This is a genomic window from Wolbachia sp. wLmal, from assembly GCF_049435495.1.
GTDB lineage: Bacteria > Pseudomonadota > Alphaproteobacteria > Rickettsiales > Anaplasmataceae > Wolbachia > Wolbachia pipientis.
On sequence record NZ_CP185405.1, the window covers coordinates 493550 to 519403 of the forward strand.

Genomic DNA, 25854 nt, shown 5'->3' on the forward strand with positions numbered 1-25854 from the left:
TGACAGGCTTACAATGCTGCTAATTTAGTAAATAACCTACGAGTGCTATTTCTTCAACTTTATCGAAGTAAAGAATTGATTTCCATTGCGGTAAATGAGCAACATTATTGAATCTTTACCGTTTTTCTTTACTGCTGAATCAACTTGTTTTTGAAAATCATTAGTATTTTCTATATCGGTTCCATCTAATTGGATAATAATGTCTCCTTTTTTAATACCACGCAGCGTGGCATTACTGTTACTATCTACATTGGTAACTATCACACCTTTTGTAGGATTACTTTCTTTTGATTCTTTTGGCAGATTTGAAACAGTTAAACCGGTTACATAATCAGATGTTGATTTATTTTCTTCTTGATTGTTATCTTGGCCATCATTTGTAGATTCTCCGATCACAACTTTAATATTAACCTCTTTGCTCTTTCTAAGTAACTTAACTTGCACTTTTTTCTCAGGTCCAGCTCTTGAAACCATTTGAGGTAATTGTGTCATTCTATCGATTTTTTTACCGTCAAATTCTAATAATATATCACCTACTTTAATCCCACCTTTTTCTGCAGGACTATCCTTTACTATACTTGCAACCAATGCGCCTTTTATATCTTTTAAACCTAAGGACTCAGCAAATTCTTTCGTTATAGGCTGAACTTGCACACCAAGCCAACCATGTTTTATTTTTTTGCCACTTTTTAATGTGTCAATAATTGATATAGCTAAATTAGATGGTATGGCAAAACCTATACCCACGTTGCCGCCAGACTCAGATGGAGAATAGATAGCAGTATTAATACCTATAACTTTCCCATTTAAATCAAATAACGGTCCTCCAGAGTTACCCCTATTAATTGCAGCATCAGTTTGAATAAATTCATTCATAGTGCCAATACTAATGTCCCTGGACCTTGCAGATATAATTCCCGTGCTTACAGAGCCACCCAAACCAAATGGGTTACCTATTGCCATAACCGTATCACCAACCCTTGCTTTATCAGAATCACCAAATGCAACAGAAGAAAGATCTTTATCAGAATTAATCTTAAGCACAGCAAGATCAGTTCTTGCATCATAGCCTAAAACTTCTGCTTTGAAATAAGTATTATCGTTCATAGTAACTGTGATATCTTTGGCGTTTTTAATAACGTGATAATTGGTTACTATAGTTCCACCTTTATCTATAATAAACCCAGAACCAAGCAACACCACCTCTTTGTTAACACTAGGGCCCCTATCCATAAAAAACTGATCAAAATGCTCAAAAAACTCTCTAAAATCATCAAAAAAATTATTTCCTGGCATAGATGGAACTCCAGTCCTGCTGTTATTTTCTTGTTTGATGATTTGTTCGCTTGAAATATTTACAACCGCAGGAATGAGTTCTTCCACTAAATCGGCAAGTCCTTGATTACAGTTGCATGCAGTAGTGCTAGCATCAACGACCTTTTTTGCATTCCAATCAAACATATTAGCATACGAAGAAAACGCAATTAGAAAATATGCAAATATAGATAAAATAAATGCCTTACTTTTCATAAATTATTTCCATCCTTTATTTAAAATATCTAAAAAGTTATTGTTTGGTGAAAGTACAAATTTAGTATTATTTTCGGCAAATGATTTACTGTAAGCGCTCATAGAGCGATAAAAGTTAAAGAACTCTTCATCAACCTTAAATGCCTCATTATAAATTCTAGTTGCTCCAGCATAACCACGGCCCCTTATTTCGTACGATTCTTTTACTGCACTGGAGATAATTTCCCTTTTTAATTTATCAGCTTTTGATCTAACTTCCTGCCCAGCTTGCTCTCCTTCTGCTCTAATTTCTTTTGCTTCTTTTTCCCTTTCAGTTTGCATACGGCGAAATATTGCAGAACTATTTTCTTCTGGTAAATCTGCTCTCTTAATTCTTACATCTATTATTTCTATGCCAAATTTTTCAGCTTCAGAATAAACTCCACGCTGAATCAATTGCATAACCTCTGATCTTTTTTCATTCAACAAGCTAATCAACGAAAATCTGCCTATATTTTCTCTTATGTGTGCTTCTATAACCGGATATAATCTTCTAACCAGACCTGATTCATTCCTCACAGCCTGGTAAAAAGTAACAGGATTTGTTATTTTATATTTTGCATACGCATCTACTATAATACGTTTTTGATCCGCTGTTATCACTTCCCTTGGGATCTTATCAGGACTTAAATCTAAAACTCTTTTATCAAGAAACTCTACACTATTTATGAATGGCAACTTAAAATATAAGCCACTTTCCCTAACATCCCTTACAACTTTACCCAGTTGTATAACTATTGCTTGCTTTGTTTCTTGCACAACAAATATTGAATTAGATAAAGCAATCAATAAAACAACAAATACAGAAACAAAAACAATTTTAATATTACTACTCATGGTCATTTTCCTAAATTTGTAAGAGGTAAATAAGAAAACATACCTTTCAGATCATCAGTTACAACAACTTTGTCTACCTTACTGAAAATATTTTCCATAGTTTCAAGATAAATACGATTCTTAACGAGAGAAGGATTCTGTCTATATTCCTCATAAAGAGATAAAAAGCGATTTGCATTACCTTTTGCTTCATTTATTACTTCATTTTCATATGCTTGTGCATCTAATTTTATCTTTATCGCTTCACCCTTTGCTCGAGGTATAATATCATTATTATAAGCATATGCTTCGTTTATAGTACGCTCTTTGTCTGCACGAGCACTTTGTACATCTCTAAACGAACTGATTACTTTTTCTGGTGGATCAATTTTTTTCATTTGAACAGATAAAATCTCTATGCCCATTTGGTATCCATCAAGAATCTGCTGCAATAGAATTCTAGTATCTCTAGAAATTTCTGGTCTGCCTTGACCAAGTGCAAAAGAGATCGTATTTTTACCTATTATTTCTCTCATGGCACTTTCAGCAGCATTTTTAACACTGAAACCGGGTTTGTAATCCCGCACTTTGAATAAATAGTCCTTAGCATCTCTAACGCGCCATTGAACCTCGAAGTTAACGTTGACTATATTTTCATCTCCAGTTAGCATCACGCCTTCACCGCGATCTGTATCTCGCCCATAAGAACTACTTACCCCAATTTCTTCACGATTTACTTCCTTAACGTTCACTTTAAAAACCTTGCCAATAGGGTAGGGGAAGTGATAACGCAAACCAGGTGTTTCCGTATTAGAATATTTACCAAAGGTAAGTTCTATACTTTCTTCACTAGGATGGACAATATAAAAGCCAGTGCAAGCATAGAACAGCAAAATAATGAAAATGATGAAATAAGGTTTTTTGCCCCTGTTTCTGGTTAATCCATTAAGAAAGAACCTTATATCAGATACAGCTTTACTTAAAATATCTTCATTATTAGGAGTTTTGTTCCCTACCGGTTTCTTTCCCAGATTCCAAGGATTATTATCATCAAACATAATGATTGATTCTATAATTAATACGCTAATATTACTTCTTTAATAAGAAAATGCAAACATAAATTGCTATTTTGTTTACAAATTAATCATCAGGATGGAAAACATGATCGTACACTTCCTTTTCTCTATGTAATATGGTCGACTCTATGGAATTTTCTGGCTTTTTTTTGAATTCTTTGTTGTCACTCTTTAAGTGCACTACGTCTTTGTGAAAATGGGAATTATACCTAAATAGTAAAGCTATTATTATTAAAGTTATAACAGCCAAAAAGATGAGTGTTCTTTTTCTATACTTCATAAATGCTGCAACTTCTTGACCTAATTTTCTATGTTACCACAAAACGCGTCAAGCGAAATTATTTGAAGACAAATAAATACTGGCAATCAATTTAACACTAACTTAAGAATCAAGGAATACAATTATAATATATTTAATTAATGGTGAGGTTTAAAATGTTACATAATGAAAAAAATTCAAATTCTGTTGGAACTTAACAAAACCAACCAGAAGATAGTTTTGATTTGAATAAAACGATGCAAAATCTACCAAATTCAGATATTGCTAATGATCCCAAGAAGCTAAAAGAAAGAATTACTGACCTGTTAGAAGGGGATACAAAATTCTCTAAGATGAAACAAGGAGATAAGATTCTTGTAGTAAGTGCAGCAAGTGGATTATTTACGGCAGTACTACCACTTTTGGCAGTTGGTGCAACACTTGCTATACCAGGTGCTATAGTTGGTCTTGCTTTATATTTCGCTGTAAAAGTCGCTGTAAAAACAGTTCAATCTGGATATAAAGGGCTCAAGTGGTCAGCAGAAAAAACAGTTGATGGGGCGAAATATACTGCTGGGAAAGTTAAGGACGCATCAACATACGCTGCCGGAAAAGTTAGAGATGGTGCTGTGCATGTTAAAGATAAGGTGAAAGAAGGTTATGAACATTCAGTAGATTCACTGAAAAAAGGCGCTAGTTTTGTAGGCGAAGGAGTGGCAAATAAGTTCCATAAGGCATCTGGTGAGACGGACTATTTAGATAAGGTAAAAAGGTTTACTCCAGATGCAATTAAGAAATCTGACGAAATAAGAAATGATATGAAAGCAATTTTTGCTGATAAAGGAAATAATTCTGGGTTAGTGAAAAATGTACTTTCTGGAATATCGTCAGAAATTGATTTAAAAATGGCAGAGAAGGCAAAATCAGGGGAGATTGAACATACTTCTGGATGGCAAGTACAGAAAGAATTCATTAATAATTTAAATGAAAAAAGCTTGCATAACTTGTTAACACAAAGGTCATTACCTAAAGGTAGTTATTTCATCGACAGTGTTTTCTCTGAACATTACGATGAAATTAAGAAGGTTATTAAAGAATGTAGAGAAAATCATTTGTACTCAAGCGTAAGCAATATGTTTGACAGAGCAGAGAAAAAAGCTAACAGGCCTTCTGTCAAAAGTTTAACTAGGTCTGTGTCATCATCATTCTCTTCACTGGGAAGAAAAGGCTCTGAACAATCTAACAGCTTGTCAAAAAGCAATTCACTAAATTCTATAGGAACTGAAAGTACTGCTACTGTCTCTGATTCAGATTCTCAGAACTTTGCGACAGTCCGTAGAAGCAATTCATCTAGTAGCTTAACTCCTAAGCTTACTCCAGTTGCTCCACCAGAACTACCTAGAAGCGCCTCATTGACTAACTTAAATGGACAAAGTTCTTTCAGTGAAGATGTTCTCAGTGATCCTATTGTGGAGCAAAACCTGGATAGTTTGAGTAACAGAACTCTCACTCACAGTAATTCTACTGATAGTGGAATGGGTTCTGGTTCTTCTACGCTAACAAGAAAACAAGTTCTTCCTTTAAAAGAAGAATTTGACAGAGAACTCGAAGAAAAGTTGGCAAAACGACGCGCATCTCTAGATCAACCTAGTGCAGAACCTGTCAACTCAAGAGCTACAGCAACTCCAGGAACAGTGTAATAAGTAAAACTTCTACCTTCTCCAAAAGGATGTTACTCAATGAGTAACGTCCTTTTTTTGTTTTTAAACTATAGAAAAATCCTAGATCCCAGCGGTATGCGTACAACCGTATGAACATTGTGATTTCTCTGCTAGGAAAGGTGTCATCCGAGTAGCTGACACTGGGATCCAGGAAAGTTTGCTTGTAAACAAGCAAACTAGCACAGAAAGTGGTTACAACATTTTCGATGAGATTATATGGAAAACTGGATTCCAGTGTCAAGCACTGGAATGACATCACAGGGGCACTGGGATGACACCCTTACGTTTGAGGCAAACTAGCTATAACACTTAACATACTACCTTTGCAAACAAATGTTCATACAGTACGCGCTGGCGTTATTTTCTCTTGATGAATAAATCTTGGTAGAGTATAGTAGCAATGCATTTATGTAGCTACTAATGAATAATTTAGTTTTGGTTTATACAACTTTTTCAAATTTTGAGGAGGCTAAAACTGTTTCTGAAGAATTGTTAAACGAGAAATTAATTGTATGTGTAAATATATTTCCCGAAGTGAATTCTCTGTATTTATGGGAAGGTAAAATTAGTAATAGTTGTGAAGTAGTGGCAATTATGAAGAGCAGGAATGATCAAGTTGATAAAATTGTAGAAAAAATCGAAGCAATGCATTCTTATGATCAGCCAGCTATTGCTGTGATGCCCATAGAAAAAGCAAATAAGTCTTTTACTAATTGGGCTAATAGTGTTATTGATGTAAGTAGTATTGGGGTGTAGCCAAGTGGTAAGGCAGCGGTTTTTGATACCGCCACGCGAAGGTTCGAATCCTTCCACCCCAGCCATATTGAAGTGGGTGTGAAATGATATCACTTTTCTATAAATTAAGATTATTGAATTATATATTAGGTAGTCTAAAAGATATAATTGTGAAACTGTTTCTCTTCACAATGTATCTTTACACATTCAGCATTGTGCTCATGTTTCTCAGCAATGGTTTTTGGTATGCTGTAGAATTTTGCTCTTTCAAAAATGCGTTTTACCGTTTGTTTCAATATTGCAAGTGGTATTATGAAAATAGGGAAGATCTCGGTTACGGAATTTCTATTCGAATATTAGTGGCGTTTCTTACTCCGCATTTTCTCTATAAATTATTACTTGGCACAGGCTGGAAGTCCTTTTTAAAGGAAAAGATAATACAGATACTCAACACAAGAAGAAAAAAGGGTAGTGAGTTCAGTAACAGTAGCAAACCAAGTGGCAGTAGTTATAGTGATAAGAATAATTACAGCAATAACAGTGGTAACAATGAGCGTCAAGCTCAAGATGCAAAGCGAAAAGTAAACATGATAAAGCAGCTATTAATCAAAGATATAGAGGCAACTATAGATAGGAGATTGAATTATATTTTTTTCGGTAAAAGGAGTAAACCTCATTAAGTATATAAAAAGGCTTTATCTAGTAAGGCTTTTAAGGTTGGCTGTATTTTATTTTTTACGTATACCGGATCACAATCAGCCAATATACATGTGTGCACAAAATCTTGACTAAAGTCTGATAACCAAGAAATTGCCTTACGTTTTTCTACCAAGCTTTCTGTTTTTTTGCAGTGACTTGCTGCATCAATCATTGCCTGCGCTATTACTGATTTCCACAGCAAATAATACCTTTGTATATCATCTGACGTACTATTTGTTTCATAGTGGTTAAAAAATTCTTTAAAATTGAAGTTGTTTGACATAATGATACCTCTTTGGATTGAAATTTGAAATGATTTGAGTTTATGTCGCCACAGCAGATTCCGCTAACAAGCAGCGGGATGACGGTTGTCAGGCCAGCGCCCCTATGATGTCATTCAAGTAGCTGACACTGGTTCCTTTATGACGGCAGTGCCCCTATGGTGTCATTCCAGTCTGGGATCCAGGAATTTTGATTGGACACTGGGTTGGTAAGCATAAAAGTGTTATGTAAAATACAACGTTCTTGATGGGATTGTGTGAAATGCTGGATTCTAGACTGGAATGACACCATAGGGGCACTGACCTCTCTTGGGCTCTTTTAGCCATAAACATTAAGAAATTTACCAAATAAAAAAAAGGCAAAAGAAGCCCCGTGGTTATTATCCGCTTTAAAATATTGGCGTTTTTTATGTTTTAAACGCTTGACAAGCAAGATTAAGCCGCTTTTAATTGCAACTAACCTACGCTGCAAATGTTTAAGAAATTTACTAAGCAGAAAAAAAAGACAAAGAATCCCCGAGTTAGCTAGTCTTTTACTATCTCTGTCGAGTATTGGCATTTTTTGATGTCTTGTAACGCTTTATAAGCGCGTTCAGCTTATTTAGATAAAAATCTAGATGTAGATGAAGTTTTGTAAAGACATACAGTATCTATATACTGCAAAAAATTGAACATAAGACGCCGATACATTAAGTAATCCTTACCTTTTAATCTGCAGATTGGCGAAAGCAAATACAATAGCTTCACCATCATGATAAGGGCGCTGGCGGAGTTTGTCAAGCAAGTTTTTTCGTTTCTGCGGGCTACCTGGTTCTTCTACTGAAATTTTGAAAAATGTAATCTACTCCTATATTCAAATATATCAAGCAGTAATTCAAAATCAGCCATTGCGCCTTTTGCGTTATTATACGCGAGATTGAGCAGCTCTTTGTCCTGATATAAATCAGCAAATTTAAATTCCATACATCCTGATTGTTTTGTGCCTAAAATATCTCCGCTGCCTCTTAGCATCATATCCCTTTCAGCAATGTAAAATCCATCTTGTGACTCACACATGATCTTTAACTTTGAAGATGAGCTTTTACTTAAATTATCGTATAATAATACACAAAAAGATGGCTTGTTTCCTCGCCCTACTCTGCCTCTTAACTGATGCAATTGTGATAACCCAAATTGCTCTGCATTTTCTATAATCATGATGGTTGCATCTGGCACATCTATACCAACTTCTATCACAGTGGTTGCAACAAGCAGAGAAAATTCATTCCTTTTGAAGGAAAACATAACTTGATCTTTCTGCTCCTGAGTCAATTTTCCGTGTATTATCCCGACTTTATCAAGAAATGTTTTTTGTAATTCCTGAAAACGCATCTCTGCTGCAGCAACATTGGTCTCTTCGTTTTCTTCTATATATGGACAAATCCAATATGCTTTTTCGCCCCTGTTTATAGCACCTTTTAGCTTTTCAATAACATCTGGCACCCTACTAATGTTCATAGTTACAGTTTTTATTGGCAATCTGGATTTTGGTTTTTCTTTCAAAATTGAACATTCAACGTCACCATACATAGCTTGCTGCAAAGTTCTTGGAATGGGAGTTGCAGTAACGAAAAGTATATCGGCATTTTCTCCTTTTCCTACCAAGCGATTTCTCTGCATCACTCCAAATCGCTGTTGCTCGTCTATGACTGCAAGCCCTAAATTTTTAAATGTAACGTTAGCTTGAAATAGTGCATGAGTGCCAATCACTATATTTAAAACACCACTTGCAAGTTCGTTCATGATAATCTTTCTTTCCTTGCGCGAAGTTTTACCAGTAAGCAGCGCAACTTTTATATCGGTACAGGATAAAACTTCCTCAATCCAATTATAATGTTGCTCCGCCAAGATAGTAGTCGGTGCCATTAGAGCTGCCTGCATGTTGTTTTCTACCACATTTATCATCGCAAAAAGTGCAACTACGGTTTTGCCACTACCAACATCACCTTGCAGCAAGCTTATCATGCGATACTTGGATTTTTGTCTCTCTGAGATCTCATCTATTGCACGAGTTTGATCATTTGTTAATTGAAACGACAATTCATTTAAAACTTGCTCTTTGTATTTACTCAATATTATAAATTCTCTTCCCCTTTCTTTCACATGATTTTTTCTTGCAAGTTTCAGCGCTAGCTGATACGCAAACAATTCATCATAAGCAAGCCTTTTTCTACAAACCTCAGCTTCCACCAATGAGCTTGGTCTGTGCAACTTTATGATGCTTTCCCTCCAACTCAACCATTTTTTTTGCTTGATTAATGTATCATCTATCCACTCTGGTAAATCAGGCAATTCCTTTAGATTAGAGCTTATTATGTTCCCAATGCGCTTATTGGTAATGCCACGGCATAATTGGTAAACTGGCTCTATGCAAGCTATTTTTTTAAATTGGTTGATGTCAAGCGACACGTAATCTGGATGAGTAATTTGCCAATGTTCAGCAAATTTTTCGAGTTTGCCACTGATGATCACATTCGCTCCAATTGGAAATAGTTTATATAAATACTTAACTGAGTAATTAAAAAAGACTATGAATATATACTGACTCTCACTTTCAACGACTATTTTATATGGTCTACCTCTAAAAGTAGGCGACTGATGTTCATAAACTTTTGCAATGAAAGTTGTAAATTCTCCAACTCGAGCATCAGATAGTAACTTGCTTCTATCCACATAACTAAGTGGCTTATAAAACAGCAGATCCACCACCTTGTCCCCACCACAAAGTTTAGGCAATATTGCGGAATGGAACTTAGGTATATTCTCCAGCCTGCTATTTAGAAAAATCTGATTGCTCATTGAGATTCATACATGTGTAAAACTGTTATAGAGCCTTTTTAAAATCTTGTCACCTTATGGTCAGGTATGCACTATAGCTAGCACAGCTCTCTAACGTCATACCGCGATTCATTCGCGGTATCTCAGCATAGATTCCGCTAACACGTAGCGGAATGACGATTTGTCGTTTTTAAAATCGTCGGTAAGCCTAAGTTACCCCTAACTATATTTGCTATCATAGGGCTTATAGTAGGTATTTTATTAACTTATTAATCATTTTTATGTATTATTATACCATTAGCAGTCTATATCAAGGTATTAATGATGAACAGCTCTACACCAAAAGAAAAGGAAAATCCAATAGTTACACTAAGAGCTCAAGCAGAAAAGTTTGGTTTTAGCAGGTTGAGGGCTGGTAAAGATGATGCTGAAGCGAATTCTGGTGCAACTATGTACGTAGATCTTCCAAGAATGAAACTTGTTATTCAGAACAAAGTTATAACAAAAGAGCTTGTTGATGAATTATATAATAAACATACCAACCTCATTTCAAATGACAAAAATAAGTACCGCCAATTTGTAAAACAAGTTTTTACAGAGCTATTTGAATATGCTGAAGCAGAAGTTCCAAATGATTCTATTCTAGAAGAACTAATCACTAATTGTAACCAGGCTGCTTATGTGGGTGCATTGTATGGTAAAGGAGGACCTATCCTTCATTTAGCTGAAACATATGGGTTATTGTTTCAGTCTAATCATGTAACACATATTAATTGTAGTGATCCAAGTCATGCGGCAATCAGAATTGAAGAAAAAATTGCAGTTCGCACTTTTGCAGAACTGGAAGAAGAATTATGTAAATTGGATAGCTCGCTAGAATTCACACTTAAGTCTCAAGGTGATAAAAATGTAACATATGAAGATGGTAAATTGTCACTTACTGTTCCTAAGAGACTGAAGGACTATAATATAGGTGATAAAAACTTGTTTGACGTTATAAAAGAGTGTTTTCAGAAATTTTGCGAGAGGCTTGGATTTTTTAAAATAAAAATAGAGCATGGTTTAGGCGATCCACTAGAAGTAAGCGACCATCTGGAAAATATGGCCCCCTATTCGTAGTAATGAGCACGGCCTGGATTAAAATATCTTGAGCTTGTTTGCACAATCAATCACTTCAGCATTTAGAAATTGTTTTTTAAACCAGGTATACTGACGTTTCGCGTAGTGTCTTGTGTTTGTTTGAGCAATTTGTATCGCTTCGTCTAAAGTAATCTCATCTTTCAAGTACTTTATAATTTCTGGCACTCCGTGTGCTTTCATAGCTGGCAAATATGGGGCTAGGTTCATGCTAAGTAGCTTTTTTACTTCATCAATTGCTCCATTTTCAATCATTGTAATGAAACGAGAATTTATTTTTCGGTATACATCTTCACGTTTAGGCAGAATTGTATATATCTTAAAATTATTGAATAAAGGAGGCTGTCTATTCTCTTGCCATACAAAAATTGACTTGCCAGTTTCAGTGATAACTTCAAGTGCCCTTGAAAGGCGGTGCGAGTCATTCATGAACACTTTACCTTGAATCCTTGGATCTTTGCTTAGCGCTAATTTGTAAAACTCCTCTTTACTTAAATTTTTCCTTAATTCGCTTACATTTTTCCTCACTTCCTGACTTATTTGTGGCATTGATGATAAGCCTTTGATTAAACTGCTGATGTAAAGCCCGCTTCCTCCAGTGATGATAGGTATTTGAGCATTTTCTAATGCGTGATTAACTTCTTTTTCTAAATCTTCTAACCATAGACCCACGGAATAATTTTCTTTTGCTGAAACATAACCATATAGTTTATAAAATTCTTCTTGCTTTGGCGGTTGAGCAGTAATTATGGGAATTTCTTCATATACCTGCTTTGAATCACAATTTATTATACTAATATTTCCATATTTTTCTATCAGGTTATCGCATAATTCTGATTTACCTGAGGCCGTAATTCCTGTAATAATTACTATATTATTTTTCATTTATATTAATTTAATTAACATATGATAAAGTGTAGTAAAAGTTTGGATTCTACAATCTAAAGTTTGGAGATTTTTATGGCAGAAAACAACGACAATAATTCATTTACTAAGCGTTTCACAAACAGGACTCCTGGCGGTACAGGGGAAGGTTTTTCCAGTAAGTATTCGTCTCAAAACACCAAAGAACGGGCATTAGGGGAAAAAGGAAAAATTTCTGAATTAGCAGGCAAAAAAACCGAATCCAAGGAAGCTTTTTCTGAAAGTGGCGGCATAAAAAGTAAAAGCAGAACTGTCAATGAAAGATCTTTTGCTGATGCAACAAAAAGAAGTAGGTCAGATCTTATATACTTAGTCCGTGGTAAAGATCGTGGAAAATCAGCGTGGCATTATGTATTAGTTGATAAAGAGAAAAGAGAAATGTTTCTAGCAAAAAGCAGAACTGGCTCTATAGATGTTGCAGACTATGGAGAGATTTTGTATTCAGGATGGGGAGAGGATCCACCACAGGCAATAATTGATAAAGTCAATGAAGAGTTTGGGTTGTAGTAAATCTGCATAACAAATGGTAAGCTGCGTTGCATTACGTTTACAAAAACTAGCAGTTACTATATAAGATACAGTGCAACAAAACTGATCTAGTTGTTATGAATAAGTTTTTAGCTATATGGTATCTAAAATAATAAATGCAATACAGAACAATTTATTAGTGTGTTTTCCAACAGAAACAGTGTATGCTCTTGCTTGTAATGCACTAGATAATGAATCTATAGGAAAAATATATCAGATAAAGAAACGCTCTCAAAATAAACCACTGTCTATATTTGTTAGTGATATTTACAATTTGACAAAAATAGCAAAGGTAAAGGAAAGATATATTGATTTAATAAACCGCTTTTCTCCTGGACCAATTACCTATATTTTACCACTTAAAAACAACAACATATTGCCAAACGAATTCTTTAAAGATAGTATAGGTATCAGAATTCCTGAGCATCCTATTGCAATTTCAATACTAAACAAACTGAAAGTTCCAATAGTTGCAACTAGTACAAATATTTCAGGAAAAGAAAGTGTATGTAAGGCAAACGATATACCACAATCCATTAAGCAACATTTATCTGTAGTGATTGAAGATGACGAACTAGTTTCTGGTATAGAATCTACTATTATTGACTTAACCGAAGATAAGATTAAGGTTTTAAGGGAAGGTGCAATTTCATTACAAACAGTAAACAACGCATTTTCAAACTAAAATCTATAGGAGAAAGAATGAAAAAAGTAATAGGCCACAACCAAGCCAAAAAAAAAATAATGAACAACTTATCTGTTCAGTCTTGGCTGATCTGTGGTAAAAAAGGTATAGGAAAAGCAACACTTGCAAAATCCTTCTCCAATTGGTTACTCATAAAAAACTATAATGAAGTAGCATTGGACTTACACATTGTTGAAGGTGATACTATCGGAATAGAAAAAGTCAGAGAAATGAAAAACTTTCTACACTTAAGTCCCATTCAATCAGAACACAAAATAGCTATAATAGATAGCTTAGAGGCAATGACTAATCACGCTAAAAACGCAATATTGAAAATATTAGAAGAGCCGCCAAAAAATTCTAAGATATTTATAATTAGCCATAAGCCATATGATATACAAACCACTATCTTGTGTAGGTGCTTTCAGCTAAATTTACTCCCATTAACTTATGATGAAACAAAGCAAGTTGCTTCATCTCAATGTAAATTTGATAATCAAACGTTTGACGAAATGATTACTTTATTTCCTGGAATGCCAGGAATGATAATAAATACAATAAGTAGTGATGCTTATGAAGCATACAAATGCTTTTATAAATTTCTTCATGATTTAAAGAATCCCAATATGATTAATAAAGTAATTAATAGCGAAATCGAACTAGAACTAGCATCATATATAATTCAGGCCTTCATTTTAGAAAGCATAAAGAGAGAGGTAAATGGTGTTGAAATTCTGCTAAGTCAGTGGAAAAAAATAGGTGAACTTTTCGTTGCCGCAAAGCAACTCCACTTAGATAAAAAGCATGTTTTAGCTAATGTAGTTAATATCATGACATAAGTTTACAAAGTATAATACTTTTAACATAAATTCATGATAAAATTCTGTTAATTTAATACTCGAAGTATATAATTTGACTGATAATAAATTAACTGTATGGCAATCAATAGAAGTTTTGACGAAAGCCATATTGAACATGCAGAAAAAATTAAGCTTAATTAAGAATATAGCTTCAGATCAAGACATAACCCTAGAAAAAGGAAAGGAGTTGTTAAGTGGCATTTATGAAGCAAATTTTAAGCTAAACAAGACAATCAATATAGCTACTTTGCCAAAAATTGGCTATCATATGCTAAATGGTGAGCTTGTTGTACGTAATCATATTACGGAAGAGGAAGTAAAGATTCCTGGAGATTTTCATTACCTTAAAGTCGTAAAATCCGATCATGATAATTATAAATTAACGTTTTGTAATTTTTTAGGTAATGAGTTTTTTGAATATAAAAAGTATGATCCACAATATTCTGGTATTTCAGATGAATATAAATTTGTGGATTTTGGTAGTGTAAAAAAGACTCATAATCTAAAATTTAAGGAATACATTGGTCATGCACCTAAATTTTTTGCTGCAGAAGGGCCTATTGAGCCTGGATCCCAAAACCATGTAATTGATCTATTTGAGCTAGTCAAAAGTGGTAAAGGTAGAAAAGTGGGAACCTTTGCTGATGAATTTGGTTATTTTGATGATCAAAATAAATTACATTATTATAATTATCACAAAAGTGTAGAAAGTAATACTTATGATCCTGAAAATTTCAGTGTAAAAGTGATAAATATAGATGTGAGCAAAATCGATAAATTCTACCTCATTGCAGAACAAGGTGATATAATCATTCATCCTATTTGGGAAAATTTAGACATATTTTAAAGTTTTTTTTAGAGTATCTAAGCTTATTGTTATTATAATGATCCGATTAGGTCTGGTAGTATTGTGTTATGGAAGATAAATTGCTTGAATCAGTAAAAAACAAAAGTTATTTCAGTAAAGCAGTCGAATGGTACTGCCATAGGTATCTGTTTTGTGTAGCAGAAAGATCTTGGATGGCATTAATAGTATCGCTTCTCCTAGTATGCTTATGTTTATTAACATTAAACATATACCTGTTATTTCCTATTAAAAAAGATTTAAATTTTGTGAAGTATATGAACCACACAGAAGATGAGTTCTCTGCAATGCATAAGCTTAGTTTCAGTAAAAAGGAAGATGAATACACTTCCACAGCGAGGTACTTAATAAGTAAATACATTGAAATATACGAGTCCATTAAGATCGTTGAACCGAAGTACCAAGAAAATTTTATAAGAAACAATTCTATACATAAAATCTATCAAGGCTTTCAGGAAAAAACGAATAATGAAGCTGGTAATTTGTCTTTATCTAAAAGAAAAATCGCCAACATAAATGTAATAACATTATCTATTGATCGATCGACCAAGGACTTAGTTACATTTGCTGGAAATGCTACTGTAGTTTTTACAACCGAGCAAAATAAGGAGGATACTGTGGAGATTAGCTTCACTTTGTCGAATATAAAAGCAACTCTGGCTGGTATAATACCATTTAAATTTATTGTTAATGGTTATAAATACAGATTTTAAAATATTACTTGGTAGCTAAAAAAAATAACCAAAGTGCACATAGCAGTAATAATTGGAGGTAAAACTAGAAGAATTGGTGTTTTTTTAATAAAGTAATTCTGAGAAGGTTTTAAGAAAAAGGCGTTGTAAATTATCGGTAAAAAGTACAGAGCGTTGAGTATAGTACTAACAATTAACACTAGAGTTACAAACACAGAAAGTATTACATTGCCAGAGTTGAAAACAGCTTGAAAAATGAGAAATTTACCCCAAAAAGTCGGAGCAGGCGGCACCCCTATCATAGACAATGCACCTATAGCAAATGCTGTCATGCTAATTGGCATACTGCGTCCTATACCGTAAATCTTATCTATATATTTCTCACCTGCTCTCGTTATTATTGCTCCGGCAACGAAAAACAAAGTGATTTTTGCAAATGCGTGGCAAACTAATTGAAAAATTGCAACCCTCATGCTGAGATCACTAAAAATTGAAGCGAATAATATAATATACGACAATTGAGAGATGGTAGAGTAAGCAAGCAATTTCTTTAATTCTTTTTGCTTTAGTGCAATCAATGATGCAGTAATAATAGTAAATCCAGCAGCGTACGGAAGCCACCCTCCAGCAAACCAATTTTGCTGCACAAAACGTTGCATGTTATCGACGCCGAAAGTGTATAATATAACTTTTATGATGATGAAAACTCCGGATTTCACAACAGCAACAGCATGCAGTAGTGCGCTTACAGGAGTTGGTGCAACCATTGCTTTTGGTAACCAAAAATGCATTGGCATTAATGCAGCTTTTCCTATTCCGTAAATCAGCATAGCAAAACACACTGCAATGAAAGTGATGAGTGAAGTATCAAATTTGAATATTCCACCGCTTACAAAGTCTAAAGTATGAAATTCATGATATAAAAGGCCTATTGCAGGAAAAAATAATACCAAAGAAGAGAAAAATAGCACGCCAAAGTAATAGCGTCCTGCAATCATTGATTCATTTGTTGAGTTGTAAGTAACCAGAGGGTATGTACTAATAGTTAGAAGCTCATAAAAGACAAATGTAGTGAGCAAGTCTCCAGAAAAAGCAATAAACATTGCACAGCCAATCGTTATTGAAAAAAAGCATAGAAAACTTGAGTGATTGCTATCAGCATAGTTATTCTGCATATAACATATTGCATATATACTGGTCAGCACCCATAAAAACGATATTAATAAACTGAATATTACTCCGGTAGACTCTAGCTTTAAACTAATGTGCAAATTATTACCAAAATCCATGAGAATAAATTGAGAATGATCACCATATACCCAATATAAAGTGCACAGACACGTATACGTAAACAGAAGTACAGAAGAAGTGACAGTAATACTATTGTTCACTCCGGGCCATTTACCAGTAAAAAAAATAACTAACGCACTTAAAAGTGGAATCAACGCAGTAATTAATAAATAATTCTCAGTAATTGAAAATGGTAAGGAAAGAGACGTTAAAACACAGTCCATTAAATAATTCATCTTTTTGTTTAGGTAAAGCTAGAATTATACTAAAATCATAGAAAAACCGCTATGTTTTTTTGGCAAACTAGTCGTTTGTGTATGCTATAGCTATACTGCGATTCATTCCACAACTGTACGAATATTTGTTTTTGTTAAACACAACAAAGATGTCATCCCAGTGCCCTGACTACTTGGATCCAGAAAACTTAGTTTCAACTAAGTGGCTGCATAATAAAGGCTGGATTCCAGTGCCAAGCACTGGAATGACAGCAATCTACGTCATACCACCGCGAACCGTCATACCGCCGCGGTATCTCAGCCGCTAACTAGTAGCGGAATGACGGTTTTTCAAATTGTCGTAAGTCAGTTTAGCTATATAGATAGCACAAAGTCAACTGCATAAATTGAAAATATCTGCTAGACGCAAATTACAACAAATGCAGTAGCGTAATCTCCATCGTCACTTAAAGAAAGATGAATTTTGGAGATAAAATCCTTGCTAACGGTAAGATATGGCTTGCCTCTTACATCATTGTATATTTCTATATCTTTCATTGTAATACCCTGACCACTACCTCGTGCTTTAACAAAAGCTTCTTTTGCTGCAAAGCGTTTAGCAAAATACCTTGCTCGCATTTCTTGACTATTATACTTTCTACTTAGCTCTATTTCCTTTTCAGTGTAGATTCTATTGAGAAATTTTCCCCCGTATTTTTGTAATATTCTCAATATTCTTGGTATATATACTATGTCAGTGCCGATACCGTGTATCATTTTGCGCTAAAGTGATTTATTGCTTCCTCAATCTGCATTTCCTTTACCTCTCCAGTTGCTCTATTTTTTACTTCAACTATATTTTCACTTACTGCTTTCTTTCCGACAATTATTTGCCACGGCAAGCCTATCAGATCCATTCTAGAAAATTTTACTCCTACACTCCCTTCCGTATCATCGTAAAGCACTTCATCGCTTTTCAAAGCTTTGTATATTTTATCTGCAGCCTCCGTTACTTTCGTTTGTAAATTGATTAAACCAATTCTGAAAGGAGCCACCGATTCTGGCCAGATAATTCCTTTATCATCATGAAAAGCTTCTATTATTGCACCAACAAGCCTTGAAACCCCAATGCCATACGAACCCATATGTATATTGACATTTTTTCCATCTTGAGAAGTAACACTTGCCTTCATAGGCTTTGAATATTTGTCGCCAAAATGAAAAATATGCCCTATTTCAATACCTTTACTAACATTTAACTGCTCTTGTGATATAGGGCAAGTCTCAGGATCATGCATATCATCTGCAACTGCGTATATACTCTTTAAACTTTCAATATCTTCACTCTCTAGTAGTTCAGAAAATTTATTGTCATAATATAAAGTGCTCTCACCAGTGTTTGCCAATATATGAAACTCGTGGCTCAAATTTCCTCCAATTGGCCCCGTATCAGCTCGAACTCCAATTGGAGTAAATCCCATGCGTTTGAAGATTTTTATGTAAGTTTTGTACATCAAATTATATGAATTCAGTGCACCTTCGTAATCTACATCAAAACTGTATGCATCCTTCATCAAAAATTCCCTGCCCCTCATAACACCATAACGTGGTCTTACCTCATCACGGAATTTCCATTGAATTTGGTATAAACAAAGTGGCAAATCTTTGTAACTTTTTACCACATCTCTAATTAAATCAGTTGCTACCTCCTCATGCGTTGGACCAAAAAGCATATCTTCCTCATGCCTATCCTTTATGCGTAGCATTTCCTTACCGTAATCATCGTAACGCCCTGATTCTCGCCAAAGACTTGCTGGTTGCACACAAGGCATTAATGCTTCAATAGCACCGGATTTGTTCATTTCATCTCTGATAATATCTTCAATATTCTTAAGCACTAAGAGACCAAGTGGTAACCACGTATAGATGCCAGATGCTATCTGCTTTATTAAACCTGCACGCAAAGAATATTGATGGGAGATAATTTTAGCATGGGCAGGCTTTTCCTTTAGAGTTGGCAGGTAATATTTGGATAAGCGCATATAATAGATCTGATTGTATTAAGTAATCTTAATACAATCAGACCTGTAGGTAAACTTATTTTGAAAAGGAAGGGAAGTGCATGGCTGACCATTTCATAGTTATCATAGTCCTTGTACAACATTTTCCTTTTGGCATCGCAACGCTTTTCCACCAAACTGTGCTATGCGATCCTCAACAGAAAGAGGAGGTGAATCTTGCACCTCATTATCCACTGAGTCAACATTATTTACTTGTGGTGAATCAACACACGAACTTGGCGGTACCGGTGACTCCTCTGTTTCTTGTTCAGGATGTATCGGAGATGTGGCTCTAGATCCTATACCACTGTCAAGATCCCCGCTTCCTTCTTCCTTGCTTGATAGGGAATTTGTGTGTTTTGTCTGCTCCTCTTTTTCCTGCTCTATCTCTTTCTGTGTGTCTTTGCTTTCATCTGTAGTCCAATCTGAATCGCTAATAGAATCAGAATGCTCACTTTCACTATCTGAGAGTTGCATGACTGCTGCTCTCTCCTTAAGTCTCTTTGTCCAATCTGAATCATTATCATCCGACTTCTTTCTCTCTGCTTGCTCCCTATCTATTCTTGCAGCAAACTCTTCTGGTGTTTCTTTTTTGTCAGTGCCCCCACGACTTTCTAATTTTGCTTTCAATTCATTTGTAAAATTTTGTTGCTGCCCACTCTTGTTGCTGCTCACTCTTTTTAACGTAGTACCTCCTCTTATCTGTTCAAACAGAGTAGAATGATTATTATTCTCAGGTTCACAGCCTTTCTTCGGTGCATCATTCTTAGGTTGCTCCGTACGCTTGGAAGCTGTAAAAAAATGCGGAGGCGGAGGCGGAGGTGGTAGTGCAGCATCTTGTGGCAATGGAGGAGGTGGTGGCGGTGGTACACTGACACTTGGATTTGATTGTGTACCCAATGTTACTGGAGGTGATTGAGGAGTAGGTACATTTGATTTATTCTCCAGATTAGTACAATTTTTACACACAAATTTTTGTGGTTCTTGAGATGGAGTATGGCCGAATTTCTGTCCATTAAGACCTACTTCTTTCTTATTATCATCTCTAGAAATAGCCAGTTTAACAAGATATGTCACTGAAATAAGTGCAACAACCGTAGAAACAGCAAAAATTGCTAAAGGAACTGCTGCAATAGGGCCAGAACCAGAAACTGCTATAATAACATAAGGAAGATATTGACCAGATATGAAACTAAATATAGATGATAATGAAACAGCAATTAAAGGTTTCCATATAGTCTGCTTAGTTTTAGTAAGCTCCTGACTATCTTTTAGCAATGAAGAATTATTGGATATCATCATTTCTTTGCCTCACTTGTTAACGATAATTTAATAATAACCCAATTAATAATTTCTGTCAATAATTAATTATGAAAAACAAAGTTGCAATTTGAATAGATAAGCTATAAGTAATATACGACCAGCAATAGCCATACAATAGACTTCTTGTATAACCCACACTAAGTAGAAAAAAGGTGTCATCCAAGTAGCTGACACTGCTCTCCTTTGTCATTCCAGTGCATGACACTGGGATCCAGTTTTCCATATAATCTCATCGAAAATGTTGTAACCACTTTCTGTGCTAGTTTGCTTGTAAACAAGCAAACTTTCCTGGATCCCAGTGTCTGGGCACTGGGATGACATCATAGGGACACTGGGATTACACCCTGACAATCGTCATCCAGCTACTTGTTAGCGGCTAAGAGATACCGCGAATGAATCGCGGTATGACGGTTCGTGGCGGCATGACGATAACCTCGTCTCACTGCCATTAAGTTAAGGAAAAAAGATAGATTTTATGGGATAATGATGTATACCAATAAGTTTAAAGGTAGTATGAGTAAAAAATGCAGTAATAAAATTTATTCAAAATGAATTGGCAAGTCTAGAATTTATAGAATCCCATAAATCATCTTCAAAAGATTTTATGAGAAAGAGGAAGTTATCTTTTATTGACATATTTATCTTAATTTTAAGAAAAAGTGTAAAGTCGCTGCAAGTAATACTAAACGAATTTATTTTATATAGGAAAAAAGACTATACCGTTACTGCTAGTGCTTTTAGTCAAGCAAGAAAAAAAATGAAACACAGTGCATTTTCAGAAATTAACGAAGGTGTGGTTTCCTTGTACTACCAAGACCAAAAATTTAAAACTTGTTTTGGCTTTAGAGTGTTAGCTCTTGATGCCTCCAAAATCATTTTACCAACAAGCGTTGAAATAAAAAATGAATTTGGCTCAAGAAAAATACGTAACCAAAAACCAAAAGATTTAGGTGATTATGCAAGTGCAACCTTTGCGGTTTGTTAAGATGTGCTAAATAATGTTGCCATAAGGTCAGTGTTAGATAGAGGTAACACTCATGAAATTAACTTAGCAGATGAAATGCTTAAAGTTGTAAATACTAATGACTTACTGATTTGTATATTTATCTTATAAATTTCTTTCTAGCCTTACAAAAAGAAAAATTGCTTATGTCATTCGATGTCCCAGATCATCTTTTAATGAAGTGAATGCTATGTTTGAAGAAAAAAGCCCATCTAGTGTTGAGGTTACCATATGTGCTCAGCGTAAGATAAAACAAGAAAATAGTGGAATAACGCTTCAAAGTGGTACTGCCATCTGGTGAAATTGAAGTGTTAGCTACATCATTAATGGATGAACAAAAGTTTCAAACTGGAGGATTTAAGGAGTTATATTTTTTACGCTGGGGAGTTGAGACATTTTTTGCAAAACTCAAAGGAAGACTAAGTCTAGAAAATTTTACAGGAAAAAGTGTTGAGTCTGTTAAACAGGATTTTTGGTCAGCTATCATTATTAGCAACCTAGAAAGTGTTATGACAAAAGATGTAGAAGAAGCGTTGAATATGGACTTAACCGATGATAAGCTTAAGAGGAGCATTAACAAATCTGTCTCATTTAACGCGATCAAAAACTTGGCTTTCGACATTTTTGCTACGGAATCAGATACTGACTGCATTATGGATCAATTATCAAAGCTATTTTTGATGAACACTTTGGTGGTAAGAAAGGGAAGGAAAGTTGATCGTCATAAGGTACCTTATCTTCGTTCGTTCAATTACCAAAAAAGGGTTAGAAAACACATATTTTGACTAGAGGTAGTATTCATATCTTCTGATAATAACTGGGTAGCTTATTGCCATAGCTCCTGTAAAATGACTTCTAAACAAACTATTTCTTAAGTAATTTACACTTCAGAGTTTATCTGCTTTAAAGTTTACTCTATTCTGTTTCAGCATTTGTCATAAATCCTTAATTATTTCTGACTTTTTAGTTCAGTTTTTAACCATTCTTTCCTTAACTTAATGGCAGTGAACCTCGTCATCCCGCTACTTGTTAGCGGGATCTCTTGTTAGCGGCTGAGATACCGCGGCGGTATGACGGTTCGCGGCGGTATGGACGTAGGAAAACCTTTCTTGGGTCAGCTATAGAGACTCTCATCTTTAGCGAGCTTCAAGGTAATTGGTTGCTATTTGCGAAAATATTCGCATAATTTAAGTAACATTACTTAATAAAAATTAACTATGGAGCTTAATAAGATTGCAGCATCGATTTTACTTTCTGGGCTAATCATTATGATAGTTAGTAATGTAGTTGATATGCTTTACAGTCCAGAAGAATATAAGATTGAACACCAAACGATAGTAGCTGCTGGCAGCAATGAGTTCCAGCAAAAAATCGAGCAAGTGGCGCTTGATATTGGAGCGCTCATGCAGAATGCTAGCTTTGAGAAAGGTAAATCAGCAGCAAAAAAATGTATAGCCTGCCATAGTTTTGAGAAAGGTGGAATGAATAAAGTAGGACCAAACTTATGGAACATAGTTGGAAATAAAAAGGCCCATCTTGGTAACTCATTCAATTACTCAAAAGCAGTGCTTGAAAGAGGTGGAAAATGGGGGTATGAGGAGCTATTTGCCTTTTTAAAGAACCCAAAAGCCTATATAAAAGGTACACGTATGGCATTTGCAGGTATTTCCAATCCACAAGAAATTGCAGATCTAGTTAGTTATTTGCATCAATTGAGTGATAGCCCGGTTGCTTTGCCAAAGTAGTATGGATTATTGTAAATTGTTTGATGGAAATAATGGTCACATAGCATATCGAAAGCTACAAGGAAAGAAAGCTTCTGTAGTTTTTTTCGGTGGATTTGCATCCAATATGGATGGAACTAAAGCAACTGCTATTTACAAATTTTGCCAAGAAAATGACGTAGCACTTGTGCTATTTGATTATTTTGGTCACGGTCATTCAAGTGGTAATTTTATTGATTACACGATAAGTGATTGGCAAAAAAATTGTGCTAAAGTAATGAGTGAATTAACTAGCGATAAACAAATAATTATAGGTTCAAGTATGGGAGGATGGCTAATGTTGCTCACTGCCCTTCAATTTCCAGAAAAAATTGCAGCACTAACTGGTATATCGTCTGCTCCCGATTTTACTGAAGATTTGATATTCAAGCAATTGTCAGGCAAGCAAAAAGAAGGACTAGATTCTAAAGGTGTAATAGATTTTACTTCAGAGCATTGTACATACAAAATAACTAAAAATTTGATCGAAGATGGCAGAAAGAACCTTCTTTTAAACAAAAAGACAATAGATATAAACTGTCCTGTGCGCTTGCTGCATAGCATTAATGATAAAGATGTTCCTTATCAAACTTCATTGAATTTAGCTGAAAAAATTAAGTCAACCGATGTTGAAGTACACTTAATAAAATCAGCAGAGCACAATATGTCTGACAATCATTCACTGGAAGTTTTATTTAAGACCATTAGAGAATTTTGTAACCAGACTGCATTCTGTGATTTTTAGCAAAACACGATCTTTCATTTGAGCTTTCTTCAATTTAAAATAAATACAGAAAATTGCTGCCTATAGCTAAACTGACCTACGACAATTTGAAAAACCGTCATCCCGCTACGTGTTAGCGGCTGAGATACCGCGGCGGTATGACGGTTCGCACCATCACACTTTGGAACCTTACAGATATTGAGCAAATCCAATAATATCCTTGATTTCTTTTATATTATGGGTTGCAATTTCTGCTGCTTTCTTTGTGCCTTTTTTTAATATTTCATGTAAATGGAATTGGTCTTTTAAAAGATCATTCATTTTCTCACGTATGGGTGATATAACACTGATAATTAAATCAGCTAACTCTTTTTTGAAGTGCTTCATGTCATGTTTGTTCACTTCTTCACATACTTTTTCTGCATTTACATTACTAAGCACTGAATAAATGTTTATCAAATTGCTTATTTCTGGTCGGCACTTTAAAGTAGCAAAGCCTAGAATTGAATCTGTTTTTGCTTTTTCTATTTTTTTGACAATTAAGTCATCCGTATCATCAAGGTTAATGCACGAATGTTCTGAAGGATCAGATTTACTCATCTTGCTTGTGCCATCCCTTAAGCTCATTATCCTTGATGTGCAATCCAAAGTTAAGATTTCAGGTACGATGAAATAATCCAGCTTATAATGATTGTTAAAAGCTGATGCAATATCACGTGCAAGCTCCAAATGCTGTTTTTGATCATCACCAACAGGAACGTATTTAGTTTGATACAACAATATATCTGCAGCCATAAGTACTGGATAACTATATAATCCAAGAGAGGCTTTTTGTTTATCGCTGCCAGCTTTATCTTTAAATTGAGTCATGCGATTAAGCCAACCAATTGGTGTATAGCATCCAAGCAGCCAGCCCAGTTCTGCATGACCACTAACTGTGGACTGACTAAAAATAATGGACTTTTCTGTATCTATTCCGCATGCAATATAAGCTGCTGCTGTTTTGAAAATATTACTTTTTAATTCACTTGCGGGAAGCTTATTTGCTGTGATTGCGTGTAGGTCGACAATACAAAAAAGAGATTTGTATTTATCCTGCAAGTCTATCCACTGTTTGATTGCACCAAGATAATTACCTAAATGTAGTACGCCACTTGGCTGGATACCCGAAAAGACAATACTTGTCATTATACATTTACCTCATGCTAATCGCTTCCACAATCAGCAGATTTCTTAGAAAGAATAACCATTGCAGGACGGAGCAACCTATTTTTGATAGTATAACCAGTTTGTAGTACTTCTACAATGGTGCCAGGCTTTTTTTCATTGTCTTCCCTTTCCACAACAGCTTGGTGTAAATTACTATCAAAAAGCTCACCAAGTGGATCTACTTCCTCTATTCCATGTTTTTTTAGATCATTTATAATTTTTTGATAAGCTACTTTAATCCCCTCATGAACAGGATCACCGTCTTTCAAAATTTCCATTACTCTTTTTAAATTGTCGCACGAGTCGATCATATCACGTGCAAGTTTTGTGACTGCGTAGTCACTTGCATCGCTAGTTTGCTTTTGCATTATACGTTTGACGTTTTCATTATCTGCAACAGCACGGCGTAAATGATCTTCAAGCTGAGCTGCACGTTCTCTTAATGTATTGAGATCTTCATTTAAATCATCAGTTTGCTTATGGTTATCACTTTGTTGGTCGTCACCTTTCTGCCTACTTACCATATCAGCAAACTTCTTCTTTTTCTCCTTACTGCTATCTGACATATCATTACCCTTAAGAATCTAATAAATATATAACAAT

Annotated in this window: 24 protein-coding genes, 1 tRNA gene and 3 pseudogenes; 14 read left to right on the forward strand and 14 right to left on the reverse strand. The window is 34.9% G+C overall.

Translation table 11 applies throughout. From position 1 onward, the window contains the following. Positions 1–45 precede the first annotated feature (45 nt). The 4 genes from ACEL90_RS02530 to ACEL90_RS02545 form a co-directional block, all read right to left on the reverse strand. A complete protein-coding gene (locus ACEL90_RS02530) occupies positions 46–1530 on the reverse strand; it encodes a DegQ family serine endoprotease (protein ID WP_423349204.1) in 1485 nt (494 codons plus the stop codon). A 3-nt stretch (positions 1531–1533) separates the two neighbouring features. Continuing rightward, complete coding sequence (hflC, locus tag ACEL90_RS02535) at positions 1534–2406, reverse strand: protease modulator HflC (protein WP_423349205.1); 873 nt, start codon at positions 2404–2406, stop codon at positions 1534–1536. A gap of 2 nt (positions 2407–2408) precedes the next feature. Then, on the reverse strand, positions 2409–3443 hold the full coding sequence (gene hflK / locus ACEL90_RS02540; protein ID WP_006279849.1) for an FtsH protease activity modulator HflK: 1035 nt from the start codon (positions 3441–3443) through the stop codon (positions 2409–2411). Between the two features lie 82 nt (positions 3444–3525). After that, complete coding sequence (locus ACEL90_RS02545; protein ID WP_006279848.1) at positions 3526–3741, reverse strand: hypothetical protein; 216 nt, start codon at positions 3739–3741, stop codon at positions 3526–3528. 224 nt (positions 3742–3965) lie between these two features. Between ACEL90_RS02545 and walE1 the strand changes: the two genes are divergently transcribed. The 4 genes from walE1 to ACEL90_RS02565 all read left to right on the forward strand — a co-directional run bounded on the left by walE1 (position 3966) and on the right by ACEL90_RS02565 (position 6856). Next, on the forward strand, positions 3966–5420 hold the full coding sequence (gene walE1, locus ACEL90_RS02550) for an actin bundler (protein ID WP_423349206.1): 1455 nt from the start codon (positions 3966–3968) through the stop codon (positions 5418–5420). 441 nt (positions 5421–5861) lie between these two features. Continuing rightward, complete coding sequence (cutA, locus tag ACEL90_RS02555; protein ID WP_006279213.1) at positions 5862–6197, forward strand: divalent-cation tolerance protein CutA; 336 nt, start codon at positions 5862–5864, stop codon at positions 6195–6197. Beyond that, positions 6188–6262 (forward strand) — tRNA-Gln (locus tag ACEL90_RS02560). Before cutA ends, ACEL90_RS02560 begins: the two co-directional genes overlap by 10 nt. Positions 6263–6397: 135 nt before the next feature. After that, positions 6398–6856, forward strand: coding sequence for a hypothetical protein (locus tag ACEL90_RS02565; protein ID WP_022626355.1), 459 nt, complete (start codon positions 6398–6400; stop codon positions 6854–6856). Here the strand turns inward: ACEL90_RS02565 and ACEL90_RS02570 are convergent. Together ACEL90_RS02570 and recG are read right to left on the reverse strand one after the other, a co-directional pair. Beyond that, positions 6853–7158, reverse strand: a complete 306-nt coding sequence (locus ACEL90_RS02570) for a hypothetical protein (protein ID WP_423349207.1) — start codon at positions 7156–7158, stop codon at positions 6853–6855. The two genes, ACEL90_RS02565 and ACEL90_RS02570, sit on opposite strands and share 4 nt — an antisense overlap. Before the next feature lie 814 nt (positions 7159–7972). After that, the gene (gene recG / locus ACEL90_RS02575) at positions 7973–9994 is read right to left on the reverse strand and encodes an ATP-dependent DNA helicase RecG (RefSeq protein WP_423349208.1); all 2022 of its coding nucleotides are present in this window, start codon (positions 9992–9994) and stop codon (positions 7973–7975) included. A 303-nt stretch (positions 9995–10297) separates the two neighbouring features. Between recG and ACEL90_RS02580 the strand changes: the two are divergent. Beyond that, positions 10298–11114 (forward strand): annotated as a pseudogene (locus ACEL90_RS02580) (hypothetical protein). Here the strand turns inward: ACEL90_RS02580 and miaA are convergent. Beyond that, positions 11111–11995: a tRNA (adenosine(37)-N6)-dimethylallyltransferase MiaA gene (miaA, locus tag ACEL90_RS02585; RefSeq protein WP_423349209.1), complete on the reverse strand. Its 885-nt coding sequence runs from the start codon at positions 11993–11995 to the stop codon at positions 11111–11113. The pseudogene ACEL90_RS02580 and the gene miaA sit on opposite strands and share 4 nt — an antisense overlap. Positions 11996–12070: 75 nt before the next feature. Here miaA and ACEL90_RS02590 point away from each other — a divergent pair, with 75 nt between their 5' ends. From ACEL90_RS02590 to ACEL90_RS02610, 5 genes are all read left to right on the forward strand, one after another. Next, complete coding sequence (locus ACEL90_RS02590; RefSeq protein ID WP_010082479.1) at positions 12071–12541, forward strand: hypothetical protein; 471 nt, start codon at positions 12071–12073, stop codon at positions 12539–12541. Between the two features lie 118 nt (positions 12542–12659). Beyond that, complete coding sequence (locus tag ACEL90_RS02595) at positions 12660–13247, forward strand: L-threonylcarbamoyladenylate synthase (RefSeq protein ID WP_423349210.1); 588 nt, start codon at positions 12660–12662, stop codon at positions 13245–13247. A 17-nt stretch (positions 13248–13264) separates the two neighbouring features. Further along, positions 13265–14086, forward strand: a complete 822-nt coding sequence (locus ACEL90_RS02600; protein ID WP_423349211.1) for an AAA family ATPase — start codon at positions 13265–13267, stop codon at positions 14084–14086. A gap of 73 nt (positions 14087–14159) precedes the next feature. Continuing rightward, complete coding sequence (locus ACEL90_RS02605) at positions 14160–14954, forward strand: hypothetical protein (protein ID WP_423349212.1); 795 nt, start codon at positions 14160–14162, stop codon at positions 14952–14954. 68 nt (positions 14955–15022) lie between these two features. Continuing rightward, positions 15023–15685: a hypothetical protein gene (locus ACEL90_RS02610; protein WP_010082435.1), complete on the forward strand. Its 663-nt coding sequence runs from the start codon at positions 15023–15025 to the stop codon at positions 15683–15685. On the opposite strand, the gene ACEL90_RS02615 is transcribed toward ACEL90_RS02610, so the two are convergent. Next, positions 15682–17178, reverse strand: coding sequence for a proton-conducting transporter membrane subunit (locus ACEL90_RS02615; protein ID WP_423349213.1), 1497 nt, complete (start codon positions 17176–17178; stop codon positions 15682–15684). The two genes, ACEL90_RS02610 and ACEL90_RS02615, sit on opposite strands and share 4 nt — an antisense overlap. A 167-nt stretch (positions 17179–17345) precedes the next feature. Between ACEL90_RS02615 and ACEL90_RS02620 the strand changes: the two are divergent. Next, positions 17346–17444: pseudogene (locus tag ACEL90_RS02620) on the forward strand (WPE palindromic element domain-containing protein); the annotation flags it as partial. A gap of 145 nt (positions 17445–17589) precedes the next feature. Here ACEL90_RS02620 and ACEL90_RS02625 read toward each other — a convergent pair. The 4 genes from ACEL90_RS02625 to ACEL90_RS02640 form a co-directional block, all read right to left on the reverse strand. Then, on the reverse strand, positions 17590–17946 hold the full coding sequence (locus ACEL90_RS02625; RefSeq protein WP_423349214.1) for a holo-[acyl-carrier-protein] synthase: 357 nt from the start codon (positions 17944–17946) through the stop codon (positions 17590–17592). Beyond that, positions 17943–19211 carry a proline--tRNA ligase gene (gene proS / locus ACEL90_RS02630; protein ID WP_423349215.1) on the reverse strand — a complete coding sequence of 423 codons (1269 nt, stop codon included), beginning with the start codon at positions 19209–19211 and terminating at the stop codon, positions 17943–17945. Before proS ends, ACEL90_RS02625 begins: the two co-directional genes overlap by 4 nt. 102 nt (positions 19212–19313) lie before the next feature. Next, a complete protein-coding gene (locus ACEL90_RS02635) occupies positions 19314–20531 on the reverse strand; it encodes a hypothetical protein (protein ID WP_423349216.1) in 1218 nt (405 codons plus the stop codon). A gap of 207 nt (positions 20532–20738) precedes the next feature. Beyond that, complete coding sequence (locus tag ACEL90_RS02640) at positions 20739–20903, reverse strand: hypothetical protein (protein ID WP_423349217.1); 165 nt, start codon at positions 20901–20903, stop codon at positions 20739–20741. A 181-nt stretch (positions 20904–21084) separates the two neighbouring features. Here ACEL90_RS02640 and ACEL90_RS02645 point away from each other — a divergent pair. From ACEL90_RS02645 to ACEL90_RS02655, 3 genes and pseudogenes are all read left to right on the forward strand, one after another. Then, positions 21085–22340: pseudogene (locus ACEL90_RS02645) on the forward strand (IS4 family transposase). 432 nt (positions 22341–22772) lie between these two features. Continuing rightward, positions 22773–23300: a c-type cytochrome gene (locus ACEL90_RS02650; RefSeq protein WP_010082469.1), complete on the forward strand. Its 528-nt coding sequence runs from the start codon at positions 22773–22775 to the stop codon at positions 23298–23300. A 1-nt stretch (position 23301) separates the two neighbouring features. Further along, the gene (locus tag ACEL90_RS02655; protein ID WP_423349218.1) at positions 23302–24063 is read left to right on the forward strand and encodes an alpha/beta hydrolase; all 762 of its coding nucleotides are present in this window, start codon (positions 23302–23304) and stop codon (positions 24061–24063) included. A gap of 168 nt (positions 24064–24231) precedes the next feature. Here the strand turns inward: ACEL90_RS02655 and trpS are convergent, their stop codons facing one another. Continuing rightward, the gene (trpS, locus tag ACEL90_RS02660; RefSeq protein WP_006280207.1) at positions 24232–25230 is read right to left on the reverse strand and encodes a tryptophan--tRNA ligase; all 999 of its coding nucleotides are present in this window, start codon (positions 25228–25230) and stop codon (positions 24232–24234) included. 17 nt (positions 25231–25247) lie between these two features. After that, on the reverse strand, positions 25248–25817 hold the full coding sequence (locus tag ACEL90_RS02665) for a nucleotide exchange factor GrpE (RefSeq protein WP_423349219.1): 570 nt from the start codon (positions 25815–25817) through the stop codon (positions 25248–25250). Positions 25818–25854: the final 37 nt, after the last annotated feature.